Genomic DNA, 15,187 nt, shown 5'->3' with positions numbered 1-15,187 from the left:
ACATGCGGTCTCCACCCGGTCCGACCACTCCACCCACGCCCGACGCGGAGGTAGCCCAGCATGCGGATCGCGACCACGATCTTCCTGACGGACGAGACGATCCGGCCGGTCAGGCTGGCCCACGAACTGGAACAGCGCGGCTTCGACGGCCTGTATCTGCCCGAGCACACCCACATCCCCGCCTCCCGGGACACCCCGGCCCCGATGGGCGAACCGCTGCCCCGCGAATACGGCCGCACCCTCGACCCGTTCATCGCCCTCGGCCAGGCCGCCGCGGTCACCGAGCGGCTCCGCCTGGGCACCGGCATCACCCTCGTCGCCCAGCACGACCCGATCGACCTCGCCAAGCAGATCGCGACCCTGGACCACCTCTCCGGCGGCCGCTTCACCCTCGGCGTCGGCTACGGCTGGAACGTCGAGGAGGCCGCCGACCACGGTGTGGAGTGGGCGACCCGCCGGGCACTGGTCCGCGACCGGCTGGCACTGATGCGCACCCTGTGGGCCGACGAACCCACCGCCTACGAAGGCCCGTTCGGCTCCGTCCGCGCCTCCCTCGCCCACCCCAAACCGGCCGGCGGCGCACCGCGCGTCCTGCTGGGCGGCACGGCCGGCCCCAAGCTCCTGGCGGAGATCGCGGCCACCGCGGACGGCTGGCTGCCCATCGGTGGCGGCGGCCTGTCGGAGACCCTCCCGGCCCTGCGGCGCGCCTGGACGGAAGCCGGCCGCGCGGGCGAGCCGGCGGTGGTGCCGTACGCGGTCCGCCCGACGCCCGGCAAGCTGTCCCACTACCGGGACCTGGGCCTGCGGGAAGTGGTCCTCCAGCTGCCGCCGGCCGGCGAGGCGGAGATCCTGCGGACGCTGGACGACTACGCGCAGTACCTGTGAGCGGAGCGCTCACGAGCGAAGCGACACCGATCAGAAGCGCCCTAGGACCACCGGCGTACGGCCCCACCGCACGGGGCCGGTACCACAGACCGATCCGCGCGGACGGCCCCGGGCGTAGCGTCGATGGTGAAGGCGCAACAAAGGCCCCACCACGTACCGCGGGCTCCACGGACCACCTCCCCGAAGGAGCCCACCCGAGCCCCGAGCCCCGAGTCCCGAGCCCCCACTCCGGGCTCCCGACTCCCAGCTCCCACCCCCGGAGACCAAGGAGACGCCATGCCCCTCCTCGACCACACGATCGTGCACAGCAAGGACCGTTTCGCCTCGGCCCGTTTCCTCGCCGAGCTGCTGGACGCCCCCGAGCCCAAGGCGTACGGCCCGTTCGCGGCGGTCAAGATGGACAACGGGGTGACCCTCGACTACGCCGAGCACGTCGCCGGCGGCCGGGAGTTCGTCGCCACGCACTACGCGTTCCTGGTGACGGAGGAGGAGTTCGACGGGATCCTGGCCCGCATCCGGAAGCGGGAGCTGCCCTACTGGGCCGACCCGAGGCACACCAAGCCGCAGGAGATCAACCACCGCGACGGCGGGCGGGGCGTCTACGTCGACGACCCCGACGGCCACGCCATGGAGTTCCTGACCCGGACGTACTCCGAGGAACTGCTGAACTCGTTGTGACAGCAGGGGCGGACGCCCCGGCGGAGACCACCTCCGTTTGACGTGAGCAGCGGCACATCGATCGCCTGCCTTCCGGCGGCGGAGATGTCGGTGGTCGCTCGTATGCTCGGGGCATGACTTCGCGCGCGCAGGGATCCGACCAGGGGTCCCACCGGGGATCTGACCAGGCATCGGGCCGGGCCGGCCAGGGCGGGGCGGCCCCGCGGCCGACGGCCAACGCCATGCGCCGGGCGCTCAAGCGGGCCCGGGACGGCGTGGCGCTGGACGCCACCGAGGCCGCGGTGCTGCTCCAGGCCCGCGGCGAGGATCTGGAGACGCTGTGCGCCTCGGCGGCCCGGGTGCGCGACGCGGGCCTGGAGGCCGCCGGCCGCCCCGGTGTCATCACGTACTCCAAGAGCGTCTTCGTCCCCCTGACGCGCCTGTGCCGCGACAAGTGCCACTACTGCACCTTCGCCACCGTCCCCGGCAAGCTCCGCCGGGCCGGCCACGGGATGTTCATGTCGCCGGACGAGGTCCTGGCGATCGCCCGCCGCGGCGCCGAACTCGGCTGCAAGGAAGCCCTGATCACCCTCGGGGACAAGCCCGAGGAGCGCTGGCCCGAGGCGCGCGAGTGGCTGGAGGCCGAAGGGTACGACGACACCATCGCCTACGTCCGCGCCATCGCGATCCGCATCCTGGAGGAGACCGGGCTGCTGCCCCACCTCAATCCCGGCGTGCTGTCCTGGACGGACTTCCAGCGGCTCAAGCCCGTCGCCCCGTCGATGGGCATGATGCTGGAGACCACCGCCGAGCGCCTGTGGAGCGAGCCCGGCGGCCCGCACCACGGCTCGCCGGACAAGGAGCCCGCCGTGCGGCTGCGGGTCCTGGAGGACGCCGGGCGCAGCTCCGTCCCGTTCACCAGCGGCCTGCTGATCGGCATCGGGGAGACGTACGAGGAGCGCGCCGAGTCGCTGTTCGCGCTGCGCCGGGTCTCCCGCGCCTACCACGGCGTCCAGGAACTCATCATGCAGAACTTCCGTGCCAAGCCGGACACGGCGATGCGCGGCATGCCCGACGCCGAGCTGGACGAGCTGGTCGCCACGGTGGCAGTCGCCCGGCACATCATGGGCCCGGCCGCCTGCCTCCAGGCGCCGCCCAATCTGGTGGACGGGGAGTACGGCCGGCTGATCCGGGCCGGTGTCGACGACTGGGGCGGCGTCTCCCCGCTCACCCCGGACCACGTCAATCCCGAGCGCCCCTGGCCGCAGATCGACGCGCTCGCCGAGAAGTCCGCCGCCGAGGGCTTCCGGCTGCGCGAACGCCTCGCGGTCTACCCGGAGTTCGTCCGGCGCGGCGAGCCCTGGCTGGACCCGCGGCTGCTGCCGCACGTCACCGCCCTCGCCGACCCGGAGACGGGCCTGGCCCGGGAGGACGCCGTGGTGACGGGCCGCCCCTGGCAGGAGCCCGACGAGGGCTTCGTCGCCTCCGGCCGCACCGACCTGCACCGCACCATCGACACCGAGGGCCGCACCGCCGACCGCCGGGACGACTTCGACGAGGTCTACGGCGACTGGGCGGCGCTGCGCGAGGCCGCCGCCCCCGGCATGGTGCCCTCCCGGCTGGACGGCGACGTCCGGCAGGCCCTCTCGCAGGCCGCCGACGACCCCACCAGGCTCACCGACGCCGAGGCGCTCGCCCTGCTGCACGCCGACGGCCCGGCGCTGGACGCGCTCTGCCGGATCGCCGACGACCTGCGCCGCGACACGGTCGGCGACGACGTCACCTACATCGTCACCAGGAACATCAACTTCACCAACGTCTGCTACACCGGCTGCCGTTTCTGCGCCTTCGCCCAGCGCCGCACCGACGCCGACGCCTACACCCTCTCCCTCTCCCAGGTCGCCGACCGCGCCCAGCAGGCGTGGGACGTGGGCGCGGTGGAGGTCTGCATGCAGGGCGGCATCCACCCCGACCTGCCGGGCACCGCGTACTTCGACATCGCCCGCGCGGTGAAGGAGCGGGTCCCCGGCATGCACGTGCACGCCTTCTCCCCGATGGAGGTGGTCAACGGCGCGACCCGCACCGGCCTGTCCATCCGGGAGTGGCTGAGCGAGGCCAGGGCCGCGGGCCTGGACACCATCCCCGGCACCGCCGCGGAGATCCTGGACGACGAGGTCCGCTGGGTCCTCACCAAGGGCAAACTCCCCACCGCCACCTGGGTCGAGGTCATCAAGACCGCCCACGAACTGGGCATCCGCTCCTCGTCGACGATGATGTACGGCCATGTGGACCAGCCCCGCCACTGGCTGGGCCACCTCCGGCTGCTGGCCGAGATCCAGCAGTCCGCGCTGTCCAAGGGCGTCGAAGGGTTCACCGAGTTCGTCACGCTGCCCTTCATCCACACCAACGCCCCCGTCTATCTGGCCGGTATCGCCCGCCCCGGCCCCACCACCCGCGACAACCGCGCGGTGACGGCGATGGCCCGGCTCCTGCTCCACCCGCACCTCACCAACATCCAGACCAGCTGGGTGAAGCTCGGCACGGAGGGCGCCGCGGAGATGCTGCGCTCCGGTGCCAACGACCTCGGCGGCACCCTGATGGAGGAGACCATCTCCCGTATGGCGGGGTCGAGTTACGGCTCCTACCGCTCCATCCAGGATCTGGTCGGCATCGCCGAGCTCGCCGGCCGCCCGGCCCGCCCCCGGACGACGACCTACGGCGACGTCCCCGCCGAGCGCCGGGCCGCCGCGCTGGCGTCCGACGGCCATCTGCCGAAGCTGCTGCCCGTGGTGGAGTAGCGGCCCGCGGTCCGATGCCGGCCCGGCCGGGCGGAGCTGCCGCCCCGCCCGGCCGGTTTCGGCGCCTCACTCCCCGCTGTGCTCCGCCTCGTGCTGGAGGATGCACTGCTGCCACTGCGACAGGGCCTCCTCGCGGTCGCCGCCGGCGTCCTGGGCGGCGACGATCAGCGCATCCGCGGCCATGGCGGCCAGTCGTACCGCGACATGGCACACGTCGCGCTGGGGGAGCGGCCGGAGGAGTTCCACCGCGCCGTCGCTGTCGCCGGACAGTGCCGAGGCGACGACGGCCATCGTCGTGCGATCCCACTCGTACTCGGACATGGGGAGAGCATGCCCAGCGGGCGGCACCCCCATCACCGAACGCTTGCCCGGAGAGGGAACGCGCCAGTTGGCCGCCGCCCGGGGCCGGACGGGTCTCACCCCAGCCGCCGGACGGGCTCCCCGGCCAGATAGGCCGCGATGTCCTCGACGGCCTCTCGGAAGTAGCCCTCGTAGTTGCGGCGGGTGACATAGCCGAGATGGGGGAGGGCGAGGACGTTCGGAAGGGTGCGCAGGGCGGCGTCCGCGGGCAGCGGCTCCGGGTCGTAGACGTCCAGGCCGGCGCCGGCGATCCAGTTCTCGCGCAGGGCCCGGACCAGCGCGTCCTGGTCGACGAGGCCGGCCCGCGAGGTGTTGACCAGATAGCCGGTGGGACGCATCCGGCGCAGTTCGGGGGCGCCGAGCAGCCCGCGGGTGCGGTCGCCGAGGACGAGGTGCAGCGAGACGAAGTCGGCGGCCTCCAGGAGCTCCTCCTTGCCGGCGGCGGCGCGCACGCCCACCTCCGCGGCCCGCTCGGCGGTCAGGTTCTCGCTCCAGGCCACCACGTCCATCCCGAAGGCCAGCCCGACCCGGGCCACCCGGCTGCCGATCCGGCCGAGGCCCAGCAGCCCCAGCGTCCGGCCGTGCAGATCGGCGCCGACGGTGCTCTGCCAGGGGCCGCCGGCCCGCATCGCGGTGCTCTCGGTGACGACGTTGCGGGCCAGGCCCAGGATGAGCGCCCAGGTCAGCTCGACGGGCGGCTCGCCGTTGCTGGCGGTGCCGCAGACCGTCACGCCGTGCCGGGCGGCCGCCGCCAGATCGATCGCGGCGTTCCGCATCCCGGACGTGACCAGCAGCCGGAGCCGCGGCAGCCGGGCCAGCAGCGAGGCCGGGAACGGCGTCCGCTCGCGCATCGCGACCACGATCTCGCAGTCACCGATCGCCGCGACCACCTCGTCCTCGGTGCGCAGCGGTGTCCGCAGCGTCCGGACGTCCACGGCGCCGGCCAGCGGCGACCAGTCGGCCATGGTCAGGGCCACGCCCTGGTAGTCGTCGAGCACGGCACAGCGCGGTGCCGCGCCCGAAAGGTCCGGTACGGGCACGGTGGCAGGCGAGGTCATGGTGTCTCCCGGGGCAGGAGCGGGCAGTGGGCCGCCCCACCCGCCACATCACAATACGAACCTGAAACAAACCCGGCCCAGTTCCGATCATTCTCGGTCGATACAGTGCTGAGCCAGGGGCAAACCGCAAGGCCCCGAACTGTCGAGGCCGAGCGGAGCGAGGTGTGGGCATGGGCGCAGCGGCGGGCGGCACCGCCATCTGGGGCCGCGCCGAACAGCAGGACTTCCGCAGCCGGGTGCGCGGCTGCCTGCTGGGCGGCGCCATCGGGGACGCGCTCGGCGCGGCCGTCGAGTTCGACTCCCTGGACGCGATCCGCGAGGCACACGGCCAGGAGGGCGTGACCGGCATGGTGCCCGCCTTCGGGCGCCGCGGCGCGGTCACCGACGACACCCAGATGACACTCTTCACCGTGGACGGCCTGATCCGCGCCCAGGTCCGCCGCGACACCGGTGCCTGGCACCCGCCCACCGACGTCCACCGCGCCTACCTCCGCTGGGCCGCCACCCAGCGCGACTGGGGCCCCGACGAACGCAGGGAGGACGACGGCTGGCTCGCCCGCGAGGAATGGCTCTACGCCCGCCGCGCCCCCGGCCGGGCCTGCCTGAGCGGCCTCGGCGACGAGGCGATGGGCACCCTCGACCAGCCGAAGAACCCGGACTCCAAGGGCTGCGGCGCGGTGATGCGCTCCGCGCCGTTCGGCCTGCTCGTCGGCTGGGAGCCGCAGCTGGTCTTCCAGCTCGCCGTCGAGTGCGCGGCCCAGACCCACGGCCACCCCACCGGCTACCTCGCGGCCGGCGCGTTCGCCGTGATCAGCCACTCCCTGGCGCGCGGCGAGGACCTCGACGGCGCCGTCCAGAAGGCCCTGGCCCACCTCGCCACCCGCACCGGCCACGAGGAGACCACCGACGCCCTCAAGCGCGCACTGGGCGCCGTACGGCAGGGGATGCCGACGGCCGCCCGGGTCGAGTCGCTGGGCGAGGGCTGGACGGCCGAGGAGGCGCTGTCCATCGGCGTCTACTGCGCCCTGGTCGCCGAGGACGTCCGGCACGGCCTGCTGCTCGCCGTCAACCACAGCGGCGACAGCGACTCCACCGGCTCCGTCTGCGGCAACCTCCTGGGCACCCTGCACGGCGAGACCGCGCTCCCCCCGGACTGGCTGGTCGAGCTGGAGGGCCGCGCCACGATGCTCCAACTCGCCGACGACTTCGCCATGGAGATGACGCAGGGCCCCGCCCTGCACGGTCCGGCCGGTTCGGCGCCTGGGTGGTTGGCGCGGTACCCACGCGCCTGACGGCGCGCGGTTCCCACGTCGTCGGCCTTCCGGCCGTGGGTGGCTTGCCTGTTGCGCCTGCGGCGCGGTGCCCGCCTGACGGCGGGATTGTGGCCCCGCGAAGCGGACCAACAACGCCCGCGAAGCGGGCCGGAACAGCCCCGCGCAAGCGGATTGGCGGACTACTGCCACGCAGCCGCTTCCGTCGCCTCGAAGCAGTACTTCACCCAGGAGCGGGACCGCCCAGGATCACTCGTCGGCACCGCGCAGAACCGCACCCGGAAGGTGTCGCCCACCGATGCCATCGGTGTGAAGACGTCATGGTTGGCGCTGATGAGCGCGCTGCGGGACGCGCCGCCCTGGACGCTGACCGTGACCGTGTCGCCGACCGCGCCGGCCGTGATCCGCCCCCACACCGCACCGCAGCGCCTGCTGTACCGCAGGTGGAGGCGGACCGGGTTGCCCTCCGTCGGCTCGAAGGTCGTCGCGTCCACCCCGCACCCGGTGGCCTGCGGGTCCTTGCCGTCGCACCCGGCACCGGGGCAGGAGGGCGGCGGGTCCTCGTAGAGCTTGGGGAGTTGGGCGGCGGCGAACGTGGCGAGCGCGCCGACGACGGACGTCACCACGCCCACCACCAGGGCGTGCCGGGCGTGTGCACGCAGCCAGCGCCCGGCACCGCGCAGCCGCCGCCCGACGCCGCGCAGCCGGGCCCGCAGCCGCCGGCCGACGCCGCCGAGCCGGGCCCGAAGGCGCCGGGGGAGAGAGGGGGACGGGGGAGTCGGGGGATCCGCGGGATCCCGCACATCGGGGCCACTGGTCATCCGGCCTCCTGGGAGGACCCTGGTCCGTCTGCCCTCGGGGCGCACCACCGCGGGCGCCGGCCGTCGGGCCGTACGCCACGGGGCGGCTCCCTCGGGTCGTAAGCCGTGGACCCTCCAGTGTCCGGCAGGGCCGGGCCCGCGGGAAGCGGATTTTCCGCCGCCTACGGGCCCGTGGAAGCCCCCGTCAGGCCGCCCTACGGGCCGTCGTCAGACCCGTGCGCAGCCGCCGCAGCCCCTCCTCGATCTCCACCGGTCCATGGGTCACGAACGAAAGCCGGATCGCCGCCGGATCCGGTCGCCCGGCGAAGAACGGTGCCCCGGGGACGTACGCCACGTCGTGCCGCACCACCTCCGGCAGCAGCGCGGTCGCGTCGTACCCGGCCGGCAGCGTCGCCCACACGAACATCCCGCCCGCCGGCCGGTTCCACCGCGAGCCCTCGGGAAGCGCCGTGGGCAGCCCGGCCAACAGGGTGTCCCGCCGCTCCCGGTAGGCGTCCCGGACCCGCGCCAGATGGGCGTCCAGGTCCGAGGCCGCCAAGTACCGTGCCGCGGCGGCCTGATCGACGGTCGAGGTGTGCAGATCGGCGGCCTGCTTGGCGACGACGCAGGCCCGCCGCAACTCGGCCGGCGCCCGCAGCGTGCCCAGCCGCAGCCCCGGCGCCATCACCTTGGAGAACGACCCGAGCAGCACCGTCCGGTCCTCGGCGCCGGGGAAGGAGGCGACCCAGCGCTGCGGCTCGCCCTCGAAGCGCAGCTCGCCGTACGGGTCGTCCTCGGCGATCCACAGCCCGCGCCGCGCGGCGACCTCGGCGACCGCGGCCCGCCGCTCCGCGTTCAGCGTGCGCCCGGTGGGGTTCTGGAACGTCGGTATGACATAGAGGAGTTTGGGGTTCTCGCGGGCCGCGATCTCGTCCAGCGCCGCCGGGTCCAGTCCCTCGTCGTCGGTCGGCACCGCCACCACCCGCGCGCCCGCGAGGGAGAAGATCTGCAGCGCCGCCAGATAGCAGGGGTCCTCCACCAGCACCACGTCGCCCGGCTCCAGCAGGGCGGTGGCCAGCAGCGTCAGCCCCTGCTGGGAACCGGTGGTGACCAGCAGGTCGTCGGCGTCGGTGGGCAGCCCGCGCGCCGTGGTGCGCGCCGCGACGGCCGCCCGCAGCGCCGGATCGCCCTCACTGGTCGAGTACTGCAGGACCCGCCGTGGCGCCTGCGCCAGCACTTCCCGGAACGCCGCGGATATCCCCTCGACGTCGAAGAGTTCGGGCGCCGGCAGCCCGCCGGCGAACGAGATCACCTCGGGCCGGGCGGTCAGCGCCAGGATGTCGCGTACGGGCGAGCTGCCGGTCCGGGCGGCCCGCGCGGCCAGCTCGGGCACCGGGGCGGAGGCAAGGGGCAGGGCCGGATTCGACATGGCAGCTCCAATCGCTCGGGATCTGCGTTAACCACCGTTAGCTACAGACGGCAGGAAGCTTAGACACTTTCCGGCCATCCGGGCAGGGCTGCCCGGATGCTGAACCCGCGCCGGTGCCCCGTATTGCGCGCCCCGGTCGACGGCCCCGGCGCCGAACCGGGCCCGGGGTGCGCGGACATGGCCGAGCCCCCTCGGCCGGGACGGCGATCCAGTCGAGAGGGCTCGTTTCCGCGCGGGTGTCACACGGACTGTGGTCGGTGACGACTCGGTTCAGGACAGGTCGAACGTGCCCGTGGCGACGTCCGAAACGAAGCTGCTCCAGGAGGCGTTGCCGAAGGTGAGGCGCGCACCGTCGGGGACCTTGGAGTCACGCACCGCGATGGCCGCAGTGGACGGCGTGGCGATCTCCACGCAGGCGCCGTTGCCGCCGGAGTACGAGGACTTGGTCCAGGAGAACGCGGAATTGGGCTGAACGGCCATGTTCACTCCATCTTACTCTGAGTTACCGCGGATTCGGTGAGAACGACGCTACGCGCCAACATCACCGGCCGCAGAGGGCCGTTCACCCGTCCGAATGGCGTATTCCGTGATCCCTTTTCAGGCCACCTGGCTCAGGTGTACCGTGCGGCCCCGTTCACCGGAATTCAACATTCCGCACTCCAGGGGCCGTCGCTCCCGGCCCATCGATCTCACCACGACCTCACCACGACCTCGCCATGAGGTCGCCGAGGCCCGCCGGGATCTCAACTCGTCGCATCCGCATGTCGCTTGGCGGCCTCCGCGATGAACTCGCGGCTCGCGTCCGCGCTCAGCGCCTGCGCCCGCAGGTGCTCGTACATGATGGTGTATTTGTGCACATCGTTGGTCTTCTCCAGATAGAGATCGCTGGTGACACCCTCGATGTAGACCACGCTGGAGTCCGCGGCGTCGTCGAATTCCAGGATCGAGAACGTCCCCGACATCCCGGCGTGCGCGCCGGCGTCATAGGGCAGCACCTGCACCGTCACATGCGGCAGCTTGCTCACCTCGACGAGGTGTTCCAGCTGCTCGCGCATGATCAGGTGGCTGCCGACCACCCGCCGCAGCGCGCTCTCGTCCAGCACGACCCACAGCCGCAGCGGCCGCTCGGTGTCGCGCACCCGCTCCTGGCGCCGCATCCGCACCTGGATGCGTTTCTCCAGATCGTCCGGTGCCAGCTCCGGGACCGTGCCGGGGATGACGGACTCGGCGTAGCCGGGCGTCTGCAGCAGACCGGGCACCAGCAGGGACTCGTAGGTCCGCAGCGACGCCGCCTCGGTCTCCAGGCCGATGTAGACGCTGTACGGAATGTCGCCGAAGGCGTGCCACCAGCCTTGCTGGCGCGAATCCTTGGCCATCTGCATCAGCGAATCCACTATCCGGCGGTCCTCGACCTCGTAGACCCCGCACAGGTCGCGGACGTCGCGCTGGCTGATGCTGCGGCGGCCGTTCTCCAGTCGGCTGATCTTCGACTGGGAGACCAGCAGCCGTTCGGCCACCTGCTCCGCCGTCAGGCCCTTGTCCTCCCGGAGCCTGCGCAGCTCCTGGCCCAATCGGCGTCGCCTGACGGTCGGGTTGACGTTGGACGCCACGGTACGTGCACCTCCGGCTCCGTACTGCTTCATTTCCTGGTGAGCAGACTGCCACTTCCCGTGGACGGCGCGCAGTCAAATGAACACAGTAGGCGAGCGCACATGTGCACGGGGTGGCGGACCCGGCCGTCGTCCGAACGGCCCGGTCCGCCACCCCGTGCTTCTCAACGCGGCTCCCGAACAGGCCCGGGAAGGGGTGCTGCGGTGGCGCTGACGGGTGCGCCCGGGTGTGCGGGTGCGGCCCTGGTGGTGCGGTGGTGCGTGGTGGTGCCCGGCGTGTCCTGCGGCGCCGGCGGCCTCAGCGGGCGCCGACCCGCGCCATGCTGCCGTGTCCGTGCCGCCGTGACTGGCCCGGCACGCCGGCCGCCGCGTCGGACGTCGAACGGCCCGCCGTCTTCCGGGGAGCCGGGCCGCTGCCCGGTCCCGAGCCCCGGCGCGGCTGCGCCGCGACACCGTTCTGCACGTCCATGACCGCGTGTGCGACCAGCCCGCCCATCGGGTCGTGCCGGATCAGATCCCTCAGACGGGAGCGCGATGACCGCCCCTCGTTCCCTGGGTAGAGGTGCTTGCCGAGGCCGACCGCGTGGGCCAGCGCGGCGAGCGCCGCGGTCCGCGGGTCCGGTGGGACGCCGGTGCGGATCGCGTTGTCGAGCCGGGCCCTGATCTCCCGGCTGATGGCCGTCTCCGTCGCCTGGTAGCGCGTCGTCGGCAGCACTCCACACATCTGGCCCGCCACGGCATGCACCATGCCGCACCGTTCGAGATGTGTGAGGTACGTCTGGCGCAGCCCCAGCCGGGGCCCGCCGATCCAGTGGACCGCGCGCACCGGACTGCCGCGACGGCGCAGCAGTTCGAGCGCGGAGTCCAGAGTCGGATCTCCTGTCGGCCGTGCCATCACCACGGCGATACGATCCCCGTCTGGGGCTATCCGTCCTGCCAGGGCCAGCTCCACTAGCTGGGCCCCGGCCAGGCCGAGGTCGAGCGACTGCGGCTGTGCTGTGGTGCCCGTGGCCGGGTCCAAAGCCAGCAGCAGAAGCTCCTCCGGAATTGTTCTGCGACTCCTGCCCATCCAAGCCTCCCCGCGTGGATGAATGACAGGGTGACCCCTCTCACATTCATCTGTCGAGGGTGCGTGGGGGGTTCGATAGGGAACCGGTAGGTATGTCGTTCTCGTCTAGCAGGTCGGCGACACCTTCCGAGGGGCGCGGCCGACACCGGTTCGCGTGGCGGTGTGAGGCGGCGGCTCGGACACAGGACACTTGGGAACACTGGTTCCGTTCGGTTCGGTACCAGGTGGCACCAGGCAGGGCAGTGCGACGTAGTGAAGGAGACATCGGTGGCGGGCGAGTCCCCCGACAAGTCGGACAAGAAGTCGGGCAAGGAGCAGTCGTCGGGGGAGACGGCGCGCACCGAACGGGACCCGCGGCTGGCGGTCCTCCGCGACGAGCGGGGGGAACGGGACGGCGCGGGGGATACCGGGAAGAGCGGCGGCGGCAAGGGCGCTGCTGAGGCGGCGGTCGACGGGGCCGGGGACGGCTCCGTGGACGGTTCCCGGAACGGTTCTGCGAAGGGCGCCGAGGGGGGCACTGCGGGGGGCTTCTCGAAGGGCGCGGCGAAGGGCACGGCGAATGGTGCCGTGAAAGGCGCTGCGAAGGGCGCCGGCGCCGCGAAGGATTCGGCGGAGGCCGGGGCGAAGGATTCCGTCGGGAATTCCGCCGGGGACGCCGTGGATTCCGGCGAGGATGCGGCGGATTCCGGCAAGAGTTCCGGGAAGGGTTCCGAGGAGCGTTCCGGGAAGGACGGCTCCGAGGTCGAGAACAAGGCCGAGAACAAGGCCGAGGACACGGCTGAAGACAAGGCCGAGACCGGGGCCGCGAAAAAAGCCGGGAAGGCGCCTGAGGGGTCTCAGAGGGCCGCGCAGGGGGATGCCGAGGGTGAGGCCGAGGCGAGCGCGAGCGCGAAGCCTGCGGGGAAGGCCGAGTCCGCCGGGAAGCCTGCCGAGGTCGAGGCCAAGGCCGTCGATCAGGCGACCGCTGTCTTCAAGACCGTCGAGCCCGAGAAGGCCGGTGAGCCCAAGAAGGCCGACGAGTCGAAGAAGGCCGACGCCGAGTCGGGCAAGGGTGGGAGCGCCGAGGAGGCGCCCGCCGATGATGCGACACGAGTGTTTGCCGTAGCGAAGATCGGGAAGTCCGGGGCGTCCGGGAAGGGTGCCGCGGAGAGGCCCGTCGACCAGCCGACCGCGGTCTTCAAGTTCGGCAAGGACGCCGGTGGCAAGGACGCCGAGGCAAAGGGTGCCGAGGCGAAGGACGCCGACGGCAAGGCCGGCGAGAGCGGCAAGGCCGGCAAGAGTGACAAGGCCGAGGGGGGCGGCGCCAAGGAGAAGGGCGCTGCCGCCGCCGGCGCCGCGGCCGATGAGCGGGACGCCGAGCGGACCAGCCAGTTCGTGGCGCTGAAGTCGTCCGACGACGGCTCGGCGGAGCGGTCGATCGGCAAGACCGCGCCCCGGACCCCGCTCCGTAAGCCCGGCAGCGCCGACGAGGCGGAGAAGGGCCAGGAGAAGGACGGCGAGCAGGCGGCGGGGGCCGCCAAGGGCGCGGCGTCGGCCGGTGCCGCGGCCAAGGCGCCCGAGAAGGCGCCGGAGAAGGCGAAGGCGCCGGAGAGGGCCCCTGAAAAGGCCGGCGACAAGGCGTCCGACAAGGCGGGCGACAAGGCTCCCGACAAGGCTCCCGACAAGGCTGCGGGCAAGGCGCCCGGTGCGATGCCGCCCGCCGCGCCGCCGAAGCCGGCTCGGAAGCCGGATGCCGGTGCCGCGACGGCGTCCGCCGCCGGGGCCGCCGACGAGGCCGGAGCGTCCGCGGCCGAGGCCGAATCCGAGCGGACCCGTCAGGAGCCGCTGCCGCCGCTCGACCTGCTGGCGAAGCTCACCAACACCCCGCCGCCGCCCGAGACCAAGCTGCGCTCCGTCGTCCGGCGGTTCAAGATCTGGACCCCGTTGGCGGTGCTGCTGGCGATCATCTTCGCGGTCGTCCAGGCGGTGCGGCCGCTGCCCGCCCCGACGCTCGTCCTCGGCAGCGCCCAGTCCTCGTTCACCTTCGCGGGCGACAAGCTCTCCATCCCGTGGCCCGCGCAGGGGCAGGCGGCGGTCAAGGTCGTGGGCTCCGGCGAGGTGGGGACGTTCGGCGAACAGAAGCCGGTGCCGACCGCCAGCGTCGCCAAGATCATGACGGCCTACGTCATCCTCAAGGAGCACCCGCTCAAGAAGAACGAGAAGGGTCCGCAGATCGAGGTCGACGGCAAGGCGGTGGCCGAGGGCAACTCCGAGAGCGAGTCGCGGATCGCCGGGCTCAAGGCGGGGCAGAAGTTCAGCGAGCAGGACATGCTCAAGATGCTGATGATCCCGTCCGGCAACAACATCGCCCGGCTGCTGGCCCGTTGGGACACCCAGTCCGACAACGAGGCGGCGTTCGTCAAGAAGATGAACGCGGCCGCCAAGGACCTGGGGATGACCAACACCACCTACACGGACCCCAGTGGCCTGGACGCCAAGACGGTCAGCACCGCCGTCGACCAGATCAAGCTGGCCGAGGCCGTCATGAAGTTCGACGCCTTCCGGCCGATCGTGGCCTTGCCCAACGCCGAGATCCCGGGCCTGCCGGAGCGGATCAACAACAACAACGACAACCTGCTGCTGGCCGGGATGAGCATCAAGGGCATCAAGACCGGTTCCAGCACGGCGGCCGGTGGCACGCTGTCCTGGGCGGCCTACAAGACCGTGGACGGCAAGGACCGGCTGATTCTCGGCACGATGATGGACCAGCACTTCAAGGGTCTGGACCCCAACGCCTCCAACAGTCTCACCATGGTCAAGGACAACAGCAAGAAGGTCATCGAGACCGTGCGCGGCGCGCTGACCTCGGCCACGGCGGTGAAGAAGGGGCAGGTCGTCGGCTATGTCGACGACGGCCTGGGCGGGTTGACGCCGGTCGTCGCCACCAAGGACCTGAGCGCGGTCGGAGTCCCGGGCCAGAAGCTGGAGTTGAACGTCGGCAGCGGCACGGCCGTGCCGCACGAGGCGAAGGCCGGGACCGTCGTCGGCGAGCTGACCGCCGGGAACGGCGCCAGCCAGCAGAAGGTTCCGGTGGCGCTCCAGGCGGATCTGGCCAAGCCCTCCTTCGGGGCCAAGCTGACGCGACTGGGCTGAGGTGACGGCCGGACCGCCGGGCGGATGACCAGCATCCCCCGGCAGTCCGGCCGTTTGCTTTTCCGTCTCCCCTCTTCCGCCTTCCCTCTGCCCTCTCCCCCTTCCGCCCGGCGGCTGT

12 protein-coding genes are annotated in these 15,187 nt (G+C 72.4%); 5 read left to right on the top strand and 7 right to left on the bottom strand.

Annotation, left to right across the window (positions count from 1 at the left end; genetic code table 11):
• The first annotated feature begins 60 nt into the window (after window positions 1–60).
• The 3 genes from K2224_RS03990 (at window position 61) to K2224_RS03980 (ending at window position 4,340) form a co-directional block, all read left to right on the top strand.
• Window positions 61–885, top strand: coding sequence for a TIGR03619 family F420-dependent LLM class oxidoreductase (locus K2224_RS03990; RefSeq protein WP_221905282.1), 825 nt, complete (start codon window positions 61–63; stop codon window positions 883–885).
• A 276-nt stretch (window positions 886–1,161) separates the two neighbouring features.
• Window positions 1,162–1,563: a VOC family protein gene (locus K2224_RS03985; RefSeq protein ID WP_221905281.1), complete on the top strand. Its 402-nt coding sequence runs from the start codon at window positions 1,162–1,164 to the stop codon at window positions 1,561–1,563.
• 113 nt (window positions 1,564–1,676) lie between these two features.
• Entirely contained in the window at window positions 1,677–4,340 is a 2,664-nt protein-coding gene (locus K2224_RS03980; protein ID WP_221905280.1) for a bifunctional FO biosynthesis protein CofGH, read from the top strand.
• A 66-nt stretch (window positions 4,341–4,406) separates the two neighbouring features.
• On the opposite strand, the gene K2224_RS03975 is transcribed toward K2224_RS03980, so the two are convergent.
• Window positions 4,407–4,661, bottom strand: coding sequence for a hypothetical protein (locus K2224_RS03975; protein ID WP_018538657.1), 255 nt, complete (start codon window positions 4,659–4,661; stop codon window positions 4,407–4,409).
• A 95-nt stretch (window positions 4,662–4,756) separates the two neighbouring features.
• Entirely contained in the window at window positions 4,757–5,758 is a 1,002-nt protein-coding gene (locus K2224_RS03970) for a D-2-hydroxyacid dehydrogenase family protein (protein ID WP_221905279.1), read from the bottom strand.
• A 170-nt stretch (window positions 5,759–5,928) separates the two neighbouring features.
• Between K2224_RS03970 and K2224_RS03965 the strand changes: the two genes are divergently transcribed.
• Entirely contained in the window at window positions 5,929–7,050 is a 1,122-nt protein-coding gene (locus tag K2224_RS03965) for an ADP-ribosylglycohydrolase family protein (protein ID WP_221905278.1), read from the top strand.
• A gap of 161 nt (window positions 7,051–7,211) precedes the next feature.
• On the opposite strand, the gene K2224_RS03960 is transcribed toward K2224_RS03965, so the two are convergent.
• The 5 genes from K2224_RS03960 to K2224_RS03940 all read right to left on the bottom strand — a co-directional run bounded on the left by K2224_RS03960 (window position 7,212) and on the right by K2224_RS03940 (window position 11,937).
• Entirely contained in the window at window positions 7,212–7,850 is a 639-nt protein-coding gene (locus K2224_RS03960) for a DUF2690 domain-containing protein (RefSeq protein ID WP_221905277.1), read from the bottom strand.
• A gap of 184 nt (window positions 7,851–8,034) precedes the next feature.
• Window positions 8,035–9,258, bottom strand: a complete 1,224-nt coding sequence (locus K2224_RS03955; RefSeq protein ID WP_221905276.1) for a PLP-dependent aminotransferase family protein — start codon at window positions 9,256–9,258, stop codon at window positions 8,035–8,037.
• Window positions 9,259–9,528: 270 nt separating this feature from the next.
• The gene (locus K2224_RS03950) at window positions 9,529–9,738 is read right to left on the bottom strand and encodes a DUF397 domain-containing protein (protein ID WP_221905275.1); all 210 of its coding nucleotides are present in this window, start codon (window positions 9,736–9,738) and stop codon (window positions 9,529–9,531) included.
• Between the two features lie 263 nt (window positions 9,739–10,001).
• Complete coding sequence (locus K2224_RS03945; protein ID WP_221905274.1) at window positions 10,002–10,868, bottom strand: helix-turn-helix transcriptional regulator; 867 nt, start codon at window positions 10,866–10,868, stop codon at window positions 10,002–10,004.
• Window positions 10,869–11,166: 298 nt separating this feature from the next.
• Window positions 11,167–11,937, bottom strand: a complete 771-nt coding sequence (locus K2224_RS03940; RefSeq protein WP_221905273.1) for a GPP34 family phosphoprotein — start codon at window positions 11,935–11,937, stop codon at window positions 11,167–11,169.
• A 267-nt stretch (window positions 11,938–12,204) separates the two neighbouring features.
• Between K2224_RS03940 and K2224_RS03935 the strand changes: the two genes are divergently transcribed.
• On the top strand, window positions 12,205–15,069 hold the full coding sequence (locus K2224_RS03935; protein ID WP_221905272.1) for a D-alanyl-D-alanine carboxypeptidase family protein: 2,865 nt from the start codon (window positions 12,205–12,207) through the stop codon (window positions 15,067–15,069).
• Window positions 15,070–15,187: the final 118 nt, after the last annotated feature.

The sequence above is a fragment of the Streptomyces sp. BHT-5-2 genome (assembly GCF_019774615.1).
GTDB lineage: Bacteria > Actinomycetota > Actinomycetes > Streptomycetales > Streptomycetaceae > Streptomyces.
The sequence above is the reverse complement of the archived record's forward strand: the minus strand, read 5'-3'. Positions and strand labels throughout refer to the sequence as shown.

Bases quoted from the DNA above. Each gene is read 5' to 3' on its own strand.
- K2224_RS03955 (WP_221905276.1), bottom strand. From the start codon at position 9,258: ATGTCGAATCCGGCCCTGCCCCTTGCCTCCGCCCCGGTGCCCGAGCTG.
- K2224_RS03990 (WP_221905282.1), top strand. From the start codon at position 61: ATGCGGATCGCGACCACGATCTTCCTGACGGACGAGACGATCCGGCCG.
- K2224_RS03950 (WP_221905275.1), bottom strand. From the start codon at position 9,738: ATGGCCGTTCAGCCCAATTCCGCGTTCTCCTGGACCAAGTCCTCGTAC.
- K2224_RS03960 (WP_221905277.1), bottom strand. From the start codon at position 7,850: ATGACCAGTGGCCCCGATGTGCGGGATCCCGCGGATCCCCCGACTCCC.
- K2224_RS03970 (WP_221905279.1), bottom strand. From the start codon at position 5,758: ATGACCTCGCCTGCCACCGTGCCCGTACCGGACCTTTCGGGCGCGGCA.
- K2224_RS03985 (WP_221905281.1), top strand. From the start codon at position 1,162: ATGCCCCTCCTCGACCACACGATCGTGCACAGCAAGGACCGTTTCGCC.
- K2224_RS03940 (WP_221905273.1), bottom strand. From the start codon at position 11,937: ATGGGCAGGAGTCGCAGAACAATTCCGGAGGAGCTTCTGCTGCTGGCT.
- K2224_RS03975 (WP_018538657.1), bottom strand. From the start codon at position 4,661: ATGTCCGAGTACGAGTGGGATCGCACGACGATGGCCGTCGTCGCCTCG.
- K2224_RS03965 (WP_221905278.1), top strand. From the start codon at position 5,929: ATGGGCGCAGCGGCGGGCGGCACCGCCATCTGGGGCCGCGCCGAACAG.
- K2224_RS03980 (WP_221905280.1), top strand. From the start codon at position 1,677: ATGACTTCGCGCGCGCAGGGATCCGACCAGGGGTCCCACCGGGGATCT.